Annotated in this window: 17 protein-coding genes; 14 read left to right on the top strand and 3 right to left on the bottom strand. The window is 71.6% G+C overall.

What is annotated here, in order from left to right; translation table 11 throughout:
• Positions 1-28: 28 nt before the first annotated feature.
• Both rpmE and prfA read left to right on the top strand, forming a co-directional pair.
• Positions 29-253, top strand: coding sequence for a 50S ribosomal protein L31 (gene rpmE, locus AB0368_RS12590; RefSeq protein ID WP_366153957.1), 225 nt, complete (start codon positions 29-31; stop codon positions 251-253).
• A 66-nt stretch (positions 254-319) separates the two neighbouring features.
• Positions 320-1,411, top strand: a complete 1,092-nt coding sequence (prfA, locus tag AB0368_RS12585) for a peptide chain release factor 1 (RefSeq protein WP_366153956.1) — start codon at positions 320-322, stop codon at positions 1,409-1,411.
• Here the strand turns inward: prfA and AB0368_RS12580 are convergent.
• Together AB0368_RS12580 and AB0368_RS12575 are read right to left on the bottom strand one after the other, a co-directional pair.
• A complete protein-coding gene (locus AB0368_RS12580) occupies positions 1,395-2,744 on the bottom strand; it encodes a PQQ-binding-like beta-propeller repeat protein (RefSeq protein WP_366153955.1) in 1,350 nt (449 codons plus the stop codon). The two genes, prfA and AB0368_RS12580, sit on opposite strands and share 17 nt — an antisense overlap.
• Before the next feature lie 17 nt (positions 2,745-2,761).
• The gene (locus tag AB0368_RS12575) at positions 2,762-4,267 is read right to left on the bottom strand and encodes a GGDEF domain-containing protein (RefSeq protein ID WP_366153954.1); all 1,506 of its coding nucleotides are present in this window, start codon (positions 4,265-4,267) and stop codon (positions 2,762-2,764) included.
• A 147-nt stretch (positions 4,268-4,414) separates the two neighbouring features.
• Here AB0368_RS12575 and prmC point away from each other — a divergent pair, with 147 nt between their 5' ends.
• From prmC to AB0368_RS12555, 4 genes are read left to right on the top strand one after another with little or no spacing between them, the layout of a single operon-like run.
• Positions 4,415-5,242 carry a peptide chain release factor N(5)-glutamine methyltransferase gene (gene prmC / locus AB0368_RS12570; protein WP_366153953.1) on the top strand — a complete coding sequence of 276 codons (828 nt, stop codon included), beginning with the start codon at positions 4,415-4,417 and terminating at the stop codon, positions 5,240-5,242.
• 37 nt (positions 5,243-5,279) lie between these two features.
• Complete coding sequence (locus AB0368_RS12565) at positions 5,280-5,924, top strand: L-threonylcarbamoyladenylate synthase (RefSeq protein ID WP_366154181.1); 645 nt, start codon at positions 5,280-5,282, stop codon at positions 5,922-5,924.
• A 2-nt stretch (positions 5,925-5,926) separates the two neighbouring features.
• Positions 5,927-6,553 carry a phosphotyrosine protein phosphatase gene (locus tag AB0368_RS12560; RefSeq protein WP_366153952.1) on the top strand — a complete coding sequence of 209 codons (627 nt, stop codon included), beginning with the start codon at positions 5,927-5,929 and terminating at the stop codon, positions 6,551-6,553.
• Positions 6,550-7,485 carry an L-threonylcarbamoyladenylate synthase gene (locus tag AB0368_RS12555; RefSeq protein ID WP_366153951.1) on the top strand — a complete coding sequence of 312 codons (936 nt, stop codon included), beginning with the start codon at positions 6,550-6,552 and terminating at the stop codon, positions 7,483-7,485. Before AB0368_RS12560 ends, AB0368_RS12555 begins: the two co-directional genes overlap by 4 nt.
• On the opposite strand, the gene AB0368_RS12550 is transcribed toward AB0368_RS12555, so the two are convergent.
• Positions 7,466-8,926 carry an SDR family oxidoreductase gene (locus AB0368_RS12550; protein ID WP_366153950.1) on the bottom strand — a complete coding sequence of 487 codons (1,461 nt, stop codon included), beginning with the start codon at positions 8,924-8,926 and terminating at the stop codon, positions 7,466-7,468. The two genes, AB0368_RS12555 and AB0368_RS12550, sit on opposite strands and share 20 nt — an antisense overlap.
• A gap of 81 nt (positions 8,927-9,007) precedes the next feature.
• Here AB0368_RS12550 and glyA point away from each other — a divergent pair, with 81 nt between their 5' ends.
• The 8 genes from glyA to atpA all read left to right on the top strand — a co-directional run bounded on the left by glyA (position 9,008) and on the right by atpA (position 15,477).
• Complete coding sequence (gene glyA / locus AB0368_RS12545; RefSeq protein WP_366153949.1) at positions 9,008-10,297, top strand: serine hydroxymethyltransferase; 1,290 nt, start codon at positions 9,008-9,010, stop codon at positions 10,295-10,297.
• A gap of 74 nt (positions 10,298-10,371) precedes the next feature.
• Positions 10,372-10,815 carry a hypothetical protein gene (locus tag AB0368_RS12540; protein WP_366154180.1) on the top strand — a complete coding sequence of 148 codons (444 nt, stop codon included), beginning with the start codon at positions 10,372-10,374 and terminating at the stop codon, positions 10,813-10,815.
• A 259-nt stretch (positions 10,816-11,074) separates the two neighbouring features.
• Positions 11,075-11,236, top strand: a complete 162-nt coding sequence (locus AB0368_RS12535; protein WP_366153948.1) for a hypothetical protein — start codon at positions 11,075-11,077, stop codon at positions 11,234-11,236.
• Between the two features lie 15 nt (positions 11,237-11,251).
• On the top strand, positions 11,252-12,040 hold the full coding sequence (atpB, locus tag AB0368_RS12530) for a F0F1 ATP synthase subunit A (RefSeq protein WP_366153947.1): 789 nt from the start codon (positions 11,252-11,254) through the stop codon (positions 12,038-12,040).
• A gap of 70 nt (positions 12,041-12,110) precedes the next feature.
• The gene (locus tag AB0368_RS12525; RefSeq protein ID WP_199511694.1) at positions 12,111-12,350 is read left to right on the top strand and encodes an ATP synthase F0 subunit C; all 240 of its coding nucleotides are present in this window, start codon (positions 12,111-12,113) and stop codon (positions 12,348-12,350) included.
• A 24-nt stretch (positions 12,351-12,374) separates the two neighbouring features.
• On the top strand, positions 12,375-12,929 hold the full coding sequence (locus AB0368_RS12520; RefSeq protein WP_366153946.1) for a F0F1 ATP synthase subunit B: 555 nt from the start codon (positions 12,375-12,377) through the stop codon (positions 12,927-12,929).
• Positions 12,926-13,747 (top strand): F0F1 ATP synthase subunit delta, encoded by an 822-nt coding sequence (locus AB0368_RS12515; RefSeq protein WP_366154179.1) that lies wholly within the window; start codon positions 12,926-12,928, stop codon positions 13,745-13,747. The genes AB0368_RS12520 and AB0368_RS12515 overlap by 4 nt, the downstream gene beginning before the upstream one ends.
• A gap of 80 nt (positions 13,748-13,827) precedes the next feature.
• Positions 13,828-15,477 (top strand): F0F1 ATP synthase subunit alpha, encoded by a 1,650-nt coding sequence (gene atpA / locus AB0368_RS12510; RefSeq protein ID WP_366153945.1) that lies wholly within the window; start codon positions 13,828-13,830, stop codon positions 15,475-15,477.

The raw sequence follows: 15,477 nt of genomic DNA, 5'->3' as shown, positions 1-15,477 counted from the left end.
ACCGCTTATCGAGAGAGACCGAGAAGACATGAAGAGCGGAATCCACCCGGAGTACACGACCACCGAGGTCGTCTGCTCGTGCGGCAGCACGTTCACGACCCGCAGCACCGCCAAGGGCAGCGAGATCCGCGTCGAGACCTGCAGCGCCTGCCACCCGTTCTACACGGGCAAGCAGCGCGTGCTGGACACCGCGGGCCGGGTCGCCAAGTTCCAGGCGAAGTACGCCAAGGTCAACGCCGGCAAGAAGAAGTAACTGCCTCGACGGCGCCCGGTTCCCGCTAGCGCGGGGCCGGGCGCCGTCGGCATGTTGGGAGAGCTTGTGAGCAACGACCGGCTGACCACGCTGCTGGACGAGTACGCGCAGCTCGAGAAGCAGATGGAGGATCCCTCCATCCACTCCGACCAGGCCCTGGTGCGCCGGGTCGGGCGGCGCTTCGCCGAGCTGGCGCCGCTCCATGCCGCCCATACCGAGCTGGAGGCCGCGCGCGCCGACCTGGCCGCCGCCAAGGAGCTGGCCGCGGAGGACCCGTCCTTCGCCGGGGAGGTCGAGGCGGTCGCCGCCGCGCTGCCTCCGCTGGAGGAGAAGCTCGGCGAGATGCTCATCCCGCGCGACCCGCACGACGCGAAGGACGTCATCGTCGAGATCAAGGCCGGCGAGGGCGGCCAGGAGTCGGCGCTGTTCGCCGGCGACCTGCTGCGGATGTACACCCGGTACGCGGAACGCCGCGGCTGGACGGTCGAGGTCATCGACGCGCAGGAGTCCGACCTGGGTGGCGTCAAGGACGTCTCCGTCGCGGTGAAGACGAAGGGCCTGCCCGAGGGCGGCCACGGGGTCTGGTCGCGGCTGAAGTGGGAGGGCGGGGTGCACCGCGTACAGCGGGTGCCCGTCACCGAGTCACAGGGCCGCATCCACACCTCGGCCGCCGGCGTGCTGGTGCTGCCCGAGGCCGAGGACGTCGATGTGCAGATCGATGCGGGCGACATCCGGATCGACGTGTTCCGCTCGTCCGGGCCCGGTGGTCAGTCGGTCAACACCACCGACTCGGCCGTCCGCATCACGCACCTGCCCACCGGCATCGTGGTGAGCTGCCAGAACGAGAAGAGCCAGCTCCAGAACCGGGAGCAGGCCATGCGGATCCTGCGGGCCCGGCTGCTCGCCGCCGCCCAGGAGCAGGCCGACGCCGCCGCGTCCGACGCCCGCAAGGCACAGGTACGCACGGTCGACCGCTCCGAGCGCATCCGCACGTACAACTTCCCGCAGAACCGGATCACCGACCACCGCATCGGCTACACCGCGTACAACCTGGATCTGGCCCTCGGCGGCGAGCTCGACGCCGTGCTGGACGCGCTCGCCGAGGCCGACCGGGCCGCCCGCCTGGCGGGCGGGACGGAGATCAGCCGACGTCCGTGACCGTCAGCCGCCCTCGCGGGGTGACGCAGACGAGCACGTCGTCGGTGTTCTGGCAGCTGTAGTCCAGGACCGGCTCGATCGTGCCGCGCAGGAAGGCCTCACCGCTGCGCTGGTCGAGCTCGGTGACGGACATCAGGCCCGCCGGTTCCCGGGTGTGGTTCAGCAGGTACGGCGTGTCCTCCGGCGACGAGAAGTCCCACACCAGGCTCGCGTGGCCCAGGTCGGCGACGCGACGGCCGGTGGCGCCGTCGATCAGGGAGTGCCGGGAACCGTTGGCGTCGTCGGCGACCACGAGCCGGCCGTCGCGCAGCGGGATGCCGTTGGTGGAGCCCGGCGTACGCCAGCGCACCTCGCCGGTGTCCCTGTCGTAGCCGGTGGTGCCCTCGACGTCGTTCACGCAGAGGACCGCGCCGCAGGGGTAGAAGCCGCCGTACGAGCGCGCGTCGGTGTGCCACTTCTCGTGCAACGTCTCGGTGTCGTACGCGGTGAGCGTCCCCTGCCCCCGGTCGACGCTCTCCAGGTAGAACGTGTGGCCCTCGACGGAGACGTTCGTGTACGAGTCGTCGCCCGGGTTCTCTCCCTTCCACGGCACCTTGCCGGTGGTCACCGGGTGCCCGTCGGCGAGGTCGTACACCGCCACCCGGCCCTCGGGGGTGACGGTGAGCAGGCGGTCGGTGTCGCCCGTCAGCGTGCCACGGGCCACCCATGTCTCGACACCGCCGGCCGGACGTGACCAGACCGGGGTGCCGTCGCGCAGGCCGATCACGTGCAGGGTCCGGGCCGCGCTGCCGTCAGCGTTCCACTCGATGAGCAGGACACGCCCGCCGGTGGCGACGGAGAACTCGCCGGCGCGCCGCCAGAGCTGCCGGCCGGTGGCGGCGTCGACCGCGACGGTCTCCCGGGTGAACTGGCGGAAGCCGTCGCTGCCGTGCTCGTCCTCGAACTGCACGGTGGTGTCGGCGGCGGGCAGCAGCATCACGCCCGACTCGATCGAGCCGACCCAGGACGCGTCGCCCAGCTCCGTGCTGGACCACAGAGCCGCGCCGGTGTGCAGCCCGTACGCGCTCAGGGTGCTGTTGCCCGAGGTGTTCAGCACGTAGACCGTGCCGCCGGCGACGGTGAAGACGTCGCCGCCCTCCCGGAAGGGCACGCTCCAGAGCTGCCGGGGCCCGTGCTGCTCGGGCCGCGCCGAACCCGTGACCGTCAGCACGCAGAGCGCCGCGACCGCCGCAACCAGAACCCGCCGCAGGTCGCCGTGGCGCAGCGGGCGCAGGGCCGGTTCGGGCGGCGGACTGCCGTCATCGGTGACCAGCCCGAGTTCGATGACGGTCATGTCACTGAATGTACGGGTCAGGCGGGCGTACGGTGAGCCGCCGCGTCGGCCAGCGCGGCGCCGAGACTGCGGGCGTTGGTGCCCACTTCGGACCAGCCCGCCGCCAGCCCGATCGGCGTGCCCGGAACCAGCACCTGCCAGTTCTCGCCGGCCGCGGCGGCGCTGATCCGGCGCGACACCTCGGCGGCCTGGGTCGGGCCGGCGCCGGGCAGCACCACCACGAACTCGTCGCCGGCGAACCGGGCCACGAAGTCGCCGCGGCGCATCACCCGGTGCAGCACCCCGGCGATGCGCTGGAGCACCAGGTCGCCGCAGTGCCGGCCGTGCCGGGCGTTGACCGCGCTGAAGCCGATCAGGTCGCAGACGCCGATCGCCGCCCGTTCGCCGCGGGCCAGCATCGCCGACACGTACCGCTCGAGCTGCCGGCGGTTGGGCAGGCCGGTGAGCGGGTCGGTGAGGGTCTCGTCGCCGTAGCGGCCGGCGTCGCGGTGGGTCTCCTGCGCGTCGAGGCGGGCCGCGACGCCGTCGAGGTAGCCGTCGCGGAGCCGGTCGATGCGCTGGGCGGCGAGGCGGAAGGCGTACCGGTCGGCCTGGTGGGCGGCCTCGTGGTCGCCGGCTGCGGCGTGGCAGATGCTGCGCAGGCGGGCAGGCTCGGCGGGCCCGAGGATCTCCTGGGAGACCGGTACGGCGTCGAGCTTGCGCAGCGCCTCGCCGGGCCGGCCGGCGGCGATGTCCAGGCACACCCCACCGAGGTGCCGCAGGTCCCGGGAGCGGACGCTGTCCCCGCCCGCGGTGAACAGGTCGCCGATGTCGCTGTCGGTGCTCTCGCCCAGGGCGGCGCGGCGGGCGAGGGCGTACCCGTAGACCGGCCGGCTGCTGGGCCGCAGCCGGGCGTCGGCCCCGGTGGCGACGTAGCGGGTCAGCTCGGCGTCGATGTCGCGCAGCACCCGCAGGCAGCCGTCGGTGTCGCCCTGGTGGTCGAGGGCCACCGCGTTGCGCAGCCGGATGCCGGGGGCGGCGAAGAGCTCCGGCGCGAGGCCGGCGGCCGCGCCCACCTGCCGGCCCTGCTCGATCGCGGTGAGCGCATGGCCGTGGAAGCCGAGGTACGAGTACGCCATCGCGAGGTCGTGCCAGCCCCACGCGGTCTCGCCGTCGCCGTCGGGCACCGCCGCGAGGGCGCGGGCGGCCTGCACCAGGTGGGTGACGCCCCGGTCGAGGGCGCTCTGCAGGTGGGCGCCGAGCGCGGCGAAGGCGTGCATCTGACCGCGCAGGTACGGGTCCGAGGTCTCGTGGACGGCGTTCGAGGCGAGGGTCATGGAGGTGGCGAACTCGGCGACCCGGCCCAGGTTGATGAGCGCGCCGAAGCGCTGGACCAGCGCGTACGCCCGGGTGAGCGGGTCGGTGGTGACCTCGAGGACCTTGTCCAGGATGGCCAGCGCCTCGGCGGACCGGCCACCCTGCTGGAGGTCGCCGGCCCGGCGCAGGTCGTCGACACAGTCCGGGAGCTGGTCCAGCCACGTCATGGAACCGCCACGGCCATTCAGGTCCCTCCCTGCCGGCGTCGCTCGTCGATCGACGACCCGGCCGGTCACCGTCGCAACACGACGTCCCATGATTATGCCGTGACAGTCGCGCACGAACACCCCTCCGAGGGGACGGACCGTCCTCGGTTGGCACCTGCCCTGGCAAAGGGGACGGTCCGGCTCACGGCGGCGGGGGTGCAATCGCCGCGGGTCGATGCGGAACTGCTCGCCGCGCACGTGCTGGGGATCGGCCGCGGCCGGCTGCTGCTCGTGGACGCTGTGCGCGCCGAGGAACTGCGCCGCTTCGAGGAGCTGGTGGAGCGCCGGGCGCGGCGGATCCCGTTGCAGCACCTGCTCGGCACGGCCGCGTTCCGGCATCTGGAGCTCGCCGTCGGGGAGGGCGTCTTCGTGCCGCGGCCGGAGACGGAACTGCTGGCCGGGTGGGGGATCGAGCACACCGCGCCGGGCGCCACCGTGGTCGATCTGTGCAGCGGCACCGGCGCGATCGCGCTCTCCGTCGCGGACGAGGCCGAACCGGCCCGGGTCGTGGCCGTCGAACGCTCACCCGAGGCGCTGGTCTTTCTGCGGCGCAATGCCGAAACCCGTTCCACGGTACGGGTGGTGCCAGGTGATGTGACCGAGCCGGAGCTGCTCTCCGAGCTGCGCGGACAGGTGGACGTGGTGCTGTGCAACCCGCCGTACGTGCCGGAGGGCACCGCCGTGCCGCCGGAGGTGGCCGAGCACGACCCGGCCGAGGCGGTCTTCGGCGGCGCGGACGGCCTGACTGTGATCCGGCCGGTGATCGCCCTGGCGGCGGCGCTGCTGCGGCCCGGCGGGGTGGTCGGCATCGAGCACGACGACGTGCACGCCGACGCCGTCCCGGCCCTGCTGCGCGCCGACGGCCGGTTCGACGAGGTCACCGGGCACGAGGACCTGGCGGGCCGCCCGCGGTACGCAACCGCCCGGCGGGCCTGACGGGCACCCGGGGCACCATGGCAGACTTCACCTCGTGATGCTCTACGACTGCCGTGCCGTGGCCGAGCGCGATCGCGGCATCGCCGCCGCCGTGGAGGCGATCAAGAGCGGCGAGCTCGTGGTCCTGCCCACCGACACGGTCTACGGCGTGGGTGCGGACGCCTTCACGCCGCACGCCGTCACCGCGCTGCAGAACGCCCGCGGCGTGGACCGCCGGGTGGCGCCGCCGGTGCTGGTCGGCTCCCGCCACACCCTCGACGGCCTGGTCTACTCCCTGCCGAAGGCGGCCCGGGAGCTGGCCGACGCGTTCTGGCCGGGCGCCCTGACGATCCTGGTCGAGCACTCGCCGAGCCTCCAGTGGGATCTCGGGGAGACCGGCGGCCGGGTCGCCGTCCGCATGCCGCTGCACCCGGTCGCGCTCGAGGTGCTGCGCGAGGTGGGGCCGATGGCCGTCACCACCGCCAACAAGGCGGGCCAGGCCGCGCCGGTCACCGCCGAGGAGGCCCGCGACCAGCTGGAGTACGCGGTCCGCGTCTACCTCGAGGCGGGCGTGGCGCACGACCCGGCGCCGAGCACGATCGTCGACGTCACCGGGGACGTGCCCCGGGTGCTGCGGGACGGCGCGGTGCCGTTCGGGAAGCTTCGTGACGTCGTGCCGGACATCGTTGCCGCGGGGTCCTGACGATGCCGCCGTTCACCGTTCTGCACGTGTGCATGGGCAACATCTGCCGTTCGCCGATGGCGGAGCGCCTGCTGGTGATGGCGGCACAGCAGCGGCTGGTCAAGCTCGATCCCGACGCCCGCCTCGGCGACCTGCTGCGCAGCGCGAGCGCGGGCACGGGCGGATGGCACGAGGGCGAGGAGATGAACCCGCCCGCGGCCCGGCAGATCCGCCTGCGCGGCGGCAACGTGGACGGGTTCACCGCCCGGAAGCTCACCAGCGCGCACCTGGCCGACGCCGACCTCATCCTGACCGCGACCGCGGATCAGAGCGACTACGTGCACGCCCTGGCGCCCGATGCCGCAAGCCGGACGTTCGTCCTCGGCCACTTCGGGCGGCTGCTGCGCGAGCTCGACCTCGCGGCGTTGCCCCCGGCCGGCCCCGATCCCGAGGCGTTCGCGGCCCGGGCCGCCGCGCTGGTCGAGGCCGCCGACCGCCGGCGCGGGGAGGACGAACCGCAGCCCGGCGACGACCTCGACGACCCGTGGGGGCGCGGCGACCAGACCTTCCAGCGCATCGGCGACGACATCGACGAGGCCATGTACGTCCTGGTCGACGCCCTGCTACCGGGAGTGCCGAGGCCGGCGTGATCGTCACCGCGGATGCCGCCGGGATCCGCCGCGCGGCCGACATGCTGCGCGCCGGCTCCGTCGTCGCCTTCCCCACCGAGACCGTGTACGGCCTGGGCGCCGACGCCTTCTCGGAGCAGGCGATCGCGGAGGTGTACAGGCTGAAGAACCGCCCGTCGTGGAACCCGCTGATCGTGCACGTCGCGAACGTGGCGGCGGCCCGCGCACTGGCCGCGGAGTGGCCGGAGGCGGCGAACGAGCTCGCCGCGGCGTTCTGGCCGGGTCCGCTGACCCTGGTCGTGCGGCGCGCGGAGCACCTGACCGGCGTCGGCGCCGACACCGGCACGATCGCCGTACGCGTGCCCGCGCACGAGGTCGCCCTGAGGCTGCTGGAGGCCGTGGAACTGCCACTGGCCGCGCCGAGCGCCAACCGCTCGGAGAGCATCTCGCCGACGACCGCCGAGCACGTGCTGCGCAGCCTGCCGGACGTACCGCTGGTGCTGGACGGCGGCGCGGCGTCCTGGGGCATCGAGTCGACGGTGCTGGACGTGACCGGCGCGGTGCCCCGGCTGCTGCGCCCCGGCGCGCTCGGCCTGCGCGAGATCCGCGAGGTGACCGGCGCGATCGCCCTGCCCGACGACGTGGCGGACGGCTCGGCGCGGCCCTCGCCGGGCATGAGCCGGCGCCACTATGCGCCGCGCGCCAAGGTGGTGCTCACCGACGAGGTGGACGCGTCCGCTCTCGACGGATCGGTCGGGGTGCTGACCTACGAGACCGAGGACGTACCCGGAGCGGAGATCCTCAGCGCCGACCCCAGGGAGTACGCGGCTGACCTCTACGCCGCGCTGCACCGCCTCGACGACGCCGGCGTCGCCACGATCCTGGTGAAGTCCCCGCCGGACACCGAGGAGTGGCTCGCGATCCGCGACCGGCTCACCCGCGCCGCGGCGTAGCTTCGGCGCCGCGGGCGATGTTGCGGGCCATGCCGCTGAAGACGATTCCGTGGAACGGCACCACGCTCGCCCAGTACGCGTGCCCGGCCAGCCCGCGCGGCACGAACAGGGCGCGCTGGCGGTAGACGCTCGTGCCGTCCGGCCCGGGCGTCGCGGACATCTCGAGCCAGGCCCGCCCCGGCACCTTCATCTCGGCACGCAGGCGTAGCAGCTCGCCGGGCTTGATCTCCTCGACCCGCCACCAGTCCAGCGCCTCGCCGACGTACAGGCGGTGGCGGTCGCGCCGGCCCCGCCGCAGGCCCACGCCGCCGACCAGGCGGTCCAGCCAGCCGCGCACCGACCAGGCCAGCGGGAAGGAGTACCAGCCGTTGTCGCCGCCGACCCCCTCGATGATCCGCCACAGGGCGTCCACCGGCGCGTGCACCTCGCGGCAGCGCACGTCGGTGTAGATGGTGCCGCCGGACCAGTCGGGGTCGCTCGCCAGAGGCTCGGCGTCCGCGTCCCCACCGGACGCGTTCGACCAGCGCGTCTCCACCTCGGCGTCGCGGATCTTGCCCAGCGCCAGCCGGACCGCCTCGTCGAAGCCCAGCGGCGGTTCTTTCTCGTATGAATCGATGTCGTGTTCATGGGCGACGGCCTCGTGGATCAGGCTGCCGACCAGCGGCCGGGCGATCGCGTTGGGCACCGGGGTGATCCCGCCGACCCAGTGCGCGGAGAGCCAGGGGCTCAGCGGCCGCAGCGGCACGATGACGCGGCGGCGCAGGCCGGCCACCCGGGCGTAGCGCTGCATCATCTCCGCGTAGGTGAGCACGTCCGGGCCGCCGATGTCGAAACCCCGGTTGACCTCCGACGGGAGCTCGGCCGCCGCGACCAGGTAGCGGAGCACGTCGCGTACGGCGATCGGCTGGATCCGGTTGCGCACCCAGCGCGGGGTGACCATGACCGGCAGCCGCTCGGTCAGATAGCGCAGCATCTCGAAGGACGCGGAGCCGGATCCGATGATCACCGGGGCCCGCAGCACCGCCGTCGGCACGCCGCTGGCCAGCAGGATCCGGCCCACTTCGGCCCGGGACCGCAGGTGGGCCGAGGGCTTCTCGCTCGCCGGTGGCTCCGGGCCGCCCAGGTAGACGATCCTGCGAACCTTCTTCTGGTACGCCGCCCGCGCGAAGTTCTGGGCCGCCTGCCGGTCCCGGCGCTCGAAGTCGCGCTGACCGAGCGAGTGCACCAGGAAGTACGCCACGTCGACGCCCTCGAGGGCGGCACCCAGCGACACCGGATCGGCCAGGTCGCCCTCGACGACCTCGGCCCGGGGCGCCCACGGCACGTCCCGGAGCCGGGCCGCACTGCGTGACAACGCCCGTACGTCGTGACCGGCCGCCATCAGCCGGGGCGCGAGGCGGCCGCCGATATATCCCGTGGCACCGGTCACCAGACAGCGCATAACTCACACTGTGCCCGCAGGTGGGCCCCCATAAGCCATATGCTCGTATTCCGGCGCCGTCGCCGACGTGAGGAGCGCGCCATGGACACGTTCTGGGGTCCGGACTTCGCCGCGTTGCAGCGCGAGGATCCCGAGATCGCCGAGGTGATCGTGGGCGAACTCGACCGCCAGCGTGGCGGGCTGCAGCTCATCGCGAGCGAGAACTTCACCTCCCCGGCGGTGCTGGCCGCGCTGGGCTCCACGCTGACCAACAAGTACGCGGAGGGCTACCCCGGCCGGCGCTACTACGGCGGGTGCGCCGAGGTGGACCGCGCCGAGGAGCTGGGCATCGCGCGGGCCCGGGAGCTCTTCGGCGCCGACCACGCCAACCTCCAGCCGCACTCCGGCGCGTCGGCGAACATGGCCGCGTACGCCGCCCTGGTGCAGCCCGGCGACACCGTGCTGGCCATGGACCTGCCGCACGGCGGGCACCTCACCCACGGCAGCAAGGTCAACTTCTCCGGGAAGTGGTTCCACACCATCGGCTACCACGTACGCCCGGACACCGAGCTGATCGACTACGACGAGGTGCGCGACCTCGCCCAGGCGCACCGGCCCAAGCTGATCATCTGCGGCGCCACCGCGTACCCGCGGCTGATCGACTTCAAGGCGTTCCGGGACATCGCCGACGACGTGGGCGCCTACCTCATGGTCGACGCGGCGCACTTCATCGGGCTGGTCGCCGGGCGGGCGGTGCCGTCGCCCGTACCGTATGCCGACGTGGTGTCGTGCACCACCCACAAGGTGCTGCGCGGGCCGCGGGGCGGCATGATTCTCTGCCGTGAGGATCTCGCCGCGCGCATCGACAAGGCCGTCTTCCCGTTCACCCAGGGCGGGCCGCTGATGCACGCCGTCGCCGCGAAGGCGGTCGCGCTGCGGGAGGCCGCGATGCCGGGCTTCCAGGGGTACGCCCACCAGGTGGTGCGCAACTGCCAGACGCTGGCGGCCGCGCTGGCCGGCGAGGGCATGCGGCCGGTCTCCGGCGGTACGGACACCCACCTGGCCCTGGTCGACCTGCGTGACCTGGGCGTCAGCGGGCACCAGGCCGAGGAGCGCTGTGACCGGGCAAGGATCACTCTCAACAAGAACGCGATCCCGTTCGACCCCGAGCGGCCGATGACGGCTTCCGGCATCCGGGTCGGCACGGCCGGTGTGACGACCCAGGGCATGCGCGAGGGGGAGATGCGCCAGATCGCCGGCCTGATCGCCGCGGCGGTGCGCGCCGATCCGAGCACGGTCTCCGGTGCGGGCACGCTGCGGGACACCGCTGACGAAGTGGGCGAGCTGGTGCGGCGGTTCCCGGCGTACCCGGGCACCGAGGTGCCGGTATGACCGAGAAGCAGAGCGCAGCTCACCGGGACGACGTCGTGCCCGGGCCGCGGGACGCCGACGTTCCGGAGTGGGCCCTGCGGGCGGACGACGAGGACGATGACCGCCCGTTGCCGGATCTGCCGCCGTTGCCCGCCGATCCCCGCTGGCGGGTCGAGCACCTGCCCCTGCTGACCGCCTTCTCCGTGGCGCTTCTGATGTGCGCGGCGTCGGTGGGATTCCTCACGGCGGGTGCGGCGGCTGCCCTCGGGGCCGCGGCCGGCGTGGCGATCGTGACCGTCAGCTACACCATGTCCACCCTGGTCCTGGCCTGGGCCGATACCGTGCGCCCGGCGCTGCTGATGCCGCTGGGACTCACCACGTACGTGGTGAAGTACTCGTTGCTCGGCGTGATCCTCGCGTTTGTGATCTCCTCGGAGTGGCCGGGTCGTGCGGCGCTCGGCTGGGGCGTCGTCGCCGGCGTCATGGGCTGGACGGCCGTGCAGATCTGGTGGGTAGCCAGACCGCGTCACCGCACGTGACGGCCTAGCGGGAGTTTCGTGGGATTTGATCCCCGAATCGGTGACGGAAAGGCGGCAATGGTGTCCGGTTCTGGTGGAGGGGGAGTACCGTGGCTGCGAGTTGCGAGACCCCTGACGCCTGGACAACTGCGGTTGTGCGGGGGGTCCCGCTTAGCTTCGTCCTCCTGACTGATATCTTCATGCCGTCATGGCCGGTCAGAAACCTCCCAACGAATCGCACGGTGACGACGGTCCACCCCCGCCCGACACGGGCATGGGCATGACTGCGGTCGCCTACCTCTTCGCGGGCATGTTGGTCTGGGGCGGGATCGGCTGGCTGGTCGACCACTGGGTCGGTACTCGCGGGATCTTCGCCGGATTAGGCGCGGTCCTCGGTATCGGCGGTGGTGTCTACCTCATCGTGCGCCGTCTCGGCGCCTGACAGGAAAGGGCTACGGTGATCGGTCAGTCGACGGTCCTCGCAGCGGAGTTCCCGCCCAGTGTCGAGGACTTCTATCTGCCCAGCATCCTGCGGTGGGGCGCGCACGACTCCTATTGGTTCACCAAGATCACGTTCCTGGTCTGGGTCACCGCCGCCCTCATCATCCTCTTCTTCCTGGTCGCGTACCGGAAGCCCAAGCTCGTGCCCACCAAGAAGCAGTGGCTGGCCGAGAGCGCGTACGGCTTCGTGCGCAACAACATCGCAATCGAGATGATCGGTCCGAAGGGCGTGGCGTTCGCGCCGTACCTGACGACGTTGTTCCTCTTCATTCTGTTGAACAACTTCTGGGGCATCGTGCCGTTCGTGCAGATCTCGCCGAACTCGCACATCGCCTTCCCGGCATTCCTCGCGGTGATCAGCTACTTCATGTTCATCATCGTGGGAATCCGGCATCACGGGTTCGCCAAGTACTTCAAGACCGCGCTGATCCCGCCGGCACCGTGGTTCATTCTCCCGCTGCTGATCCCGATCGAATTCTTCTCGAATTTCATGGTCCGCCCCTTCTCGCTGGCGGTCCGACTCTTCGCGAACATGTTCGCCGGCCACATGCTGCTGCTGGTGTTCACGCTGGGCGGCTTCGCGATGATCAGCTCGAACGTCTGGTTCGCGCCGTTCTCGATCGTCTCGTGGCTGATGACGATCGCGCTGACGCTGCTGGAGTTCCTGGTCATCTGCCTGCAGGCGTACGTCTTCACGGTGCTGACCGCGAGCTACGTGCAGGGCGCGCTCGCCGACGAGCACTGAGAGCTGTCAGAGCTACACCCCGTTTGTCGTCCCGCGTGACAGTCACGCGAGATACCAGGAGGAATCTGTAATGGTTGCAGACGTTCTTGCCGCCGTTGAGGGCAGCACCGCCGCCATCGGCTACGGCCTCGCCGCGATCGGCCCCGGCATCGGCGTGGGTCTCGTGTTCTCGGCCTACATCCAGTCGACGGCCCGCCAGCCGGAGTCGTCGCGCCTGACCCTCCCGTACGTCTGGATCGGCTTCGCCGTCATCGAGGCGCTCGCCCTGCTGGGCATCGCCTTCGGCTTCATCTGGCAGGGCCAGCTCTGACCTCAGCCTCGATAGGAGGTGTCCATGCTTTCCCTTACCTATCTGGCCGCTGAGGCCGGTACGACCAAGCCCCACAACCCGATCATCCCGGTGTGGCAGGAGATCGTGGTCGGCTCGATCGCGTTCATCGTGCTGTGCTACATCCTGATGAAGTTCGTCTTCCCGCAGATGGAGAAGACGTTCGCGGCGCGGGTCGACGCGATCGAGGGCGGTATCAAGCGCGCCGAGGCCGCCCAGGCCGAGGCGAACCAGCTGCTCGAGCAGTACCGGGCACAGCTCGGCGAGGCCCGCACCGAGGCCGCGCGGATCCGCGACGAGGCCCGTGCCGACGCGGAGGGCATCCGTCAGGACGTCCTCGCCAAGGCCCGGGAGGAGTCCGACCGCATCATCTCGGCCGGTCGCGAGCAGCTCGCCGCCCAGCGCGAGAGCATCGTGCGCGACCTGCGCTCCGAGGTGGGCACGCTCGCCGTGGACCTGGCCAGCAAGATCGTCGGTGAATCGCTCGCCGACGAGGCGCGCAGCCGGGGCACCGTCGACCGGTTCATCACGGAGCTCGGCGCCGGTACGGGCGGACGCTGATGGCGACCGTCAACCGGGAGTCGTACGCCGCCGCCGTCGAGAAGCTGACCGCGGACACGCAGACGGCGACCGCCGCGCAGATCGCCATCACCGCCGACGAGATCCTGTCGGTGGCACGGCTGCTGCGCGGCCAGCCCCGGCTGCGGCGTGCGCTGACCGACCCGTCGCGTTCGGGCGCCGAGCGGGGCGAGCTGCTCCGCTCGCTGCTCGCGGGCAAGGTCGGCCCGGCCGCGGTGGACGCGGTCGCGGTGCTGGCGTCCGGCCGCTGGTCGGCGCCGAACGAGCTGCTCGGCGCCGCGGAGCGGCTCGGGGTCGACACCGCGCTGGCGGCCGCCGACAAGGCCGGCAAGCTGGCCGACATCGAGGACGAGCTGTTCCGCTTCGGGCAGGTCGTCTCGGGGAGCCCGCAGCTCTCCGTCACGCTCAGTGACCCCGCTGCGCCGGTCGACCGAAGGGCTAAGCTGGTCGAAGACCTGCTGACGGGCAAGGCCCAGACGGGAACCTTGCAGCTTGTCCGGGCCGCGCTCGAAGGGTTCGGCGGCCGGAGCTTCGAGACGTCGCTGAGCAAGCTGGTCGAGCTGACCGCCGAGAAGCGGGAACGCCAGGTCGCGTATGTGACGGCGGCCAAGCTGCTCGACGACGCCGAGGAGCAGCGGCTCGCCGCCAAGTTGTCCGACATCTACGGTCGGCAGGTCTCGCTGAAGGTCGATGTGGATCCGAGCATCATCGGTGGCCTCAGCGTCCGTGTCGGCTCCGACCTCTACGACGGCACGATCCTGCGGCGACTCAACGAAGCCCGGCAGGCGTTCGCTAAATAGTTACTTCCCCTCGGCGGCGGCGACGCTACCGAAAGCCCTCGGGCGCGGCGACGCCCCGAGCCGACTAGAGAAGGCAGAGGATGGCCGAGCTGACCATCTCCTCGGACGAGATCCGGGGGGCGCTAGAGCGCTACGTCTCGTCCTACACGCCCGAGGTCTCCCGCGAGGAGGTCGGCATCGTCTCCGATGCGGGCGACGGTATCGCGCACGTCGAGGGCCTGCCCTCGGCGATGGCGAACGAACTGCTCGAGTTCGAGGACGGCACCCTGGGTGTCGCCCTGAACCTCGACATCCGCGAGATCGGCGCCGTGGTCCTGGGTGACTTCGCCGGCATCGAAGAGGGCCAGAAGGTCAAGCGGACCGGCCGCGTCCTCTCGGTCCCGGTCGGCGACGCCTTCCTCGGCCGCGTGGTCGACGCCCTGGGCAACCCGATCGACGACCGCGGCGAGATCGCCGACGAGGGCTTCCGCGAGCTCGAGCTGCAGGCGCCGAACGTCATGGCGCGCCAGCCCGTCAAGCAGCCGCTGCAGACCGGCATCAAGGCGATCGACGCCATGACGCCGATCGGCCGCGGTCAGCGCCAGCTGATCATCGGCGACCGCAAGACCGGTAAGACCACGGTCGCGCTCGACACGATCATCAACCAGCGCGCCAACTGGGAGTCCGGCGACCCGCAGAAGCAGGTTCGCTGCATCTACGTCGCGATCGGCCAGAAGGCCTCCACCATCGCGAGCATCCGGGGCACGCTCGAGGCCCAGGGCGCGCTGGAGTACACGACCATCGTGGCCTCCCCGGCGTCCGACCCGGCCGGCTTCAAGTACATCGCGCCCTACACCGGCTCGGCCATCGGCCAGCACTGGATGTACGCCGGCAAGCACGTCCTGATCGTCTTCGACGACCTGACCAAGCAGGCCGAGGCGTACCGGGCGGTCTCGCTGCTGCTGCGCCGGCCGCCGGGCCGCGAGGCCTACCCGGGCGACGTCTTCTACTTGCACAGCCGGCTCCTCGAGCGTTGCGCGAAGCTCTCCGACGAGCTGGGTGGCGGCTCGATGACCGGCCTGCCGCTGATCGAGACGAAGGCCAACGACATCTCGGCCTACATCCCGACCAACGTCATCTCCATCACCGACGGTCAGATCTTCCTCGAGGCCGACCTGTTCGCCTCGGGTGTGCGCCCGGCCATCAACGTCGGCACCTCGGTGTCGCGAGTGGGCGGTTCCGCGCAGGTCAAGGGCATGCGCCGGGTCTCCGGCCGACTGCGCCTCGACCTGGCCCAGTTCCGCGAGCTGGAGGCCTTCTCGGCCTTCGCCTCCGACCTGGACAAGGCGTCGCGGGCCCAGCTCGAGAAGGGCGTCCGCCTGGTCGAGCTGCTCAAGCAGCCGCAGTACTCGCCGCTCTCGGTGGCCGAGCAGATCCTCGTCATCTGGGCCGGCACCACCGGCCAGCTCGACGACATCCCGGTCGTCGACGTCAAGCGCTTCGAGGCCGAGCTGCTCGACTGGATCAAGCGGCACCGCAGCGAGACCTTCACCGCCATCGAGGCGGACGGTCAGCTGAGCGACGAGCAGGTCGAGACCCTCGAGAACGCGGTCAAGGAGTTCAAGCCGCTGTTCAAGCAGGGCGCGATCACCGGCGGGCCGCACGACGCGCCGGCCGAGCCGCTCGCCGAGGGCACGGAGAGCCGGGAGACCGTCACCCGTGAGGTTCGTCCCTCCTCGGGCGAGAAGTAA

Source organism: Actinoplanes sp. NPDC051475, from assembly GCF_040689425.1.
In the GTDB taxonomy this organism is placed as follows: Bacteria; Actinomycetota; Actinomycetes; order Mycobacteriales; family Micromonosporaceae; genus Actinoplanes.
This window is presented reverse-complemented; position numbering and strand designations above follow the sequence as displayed.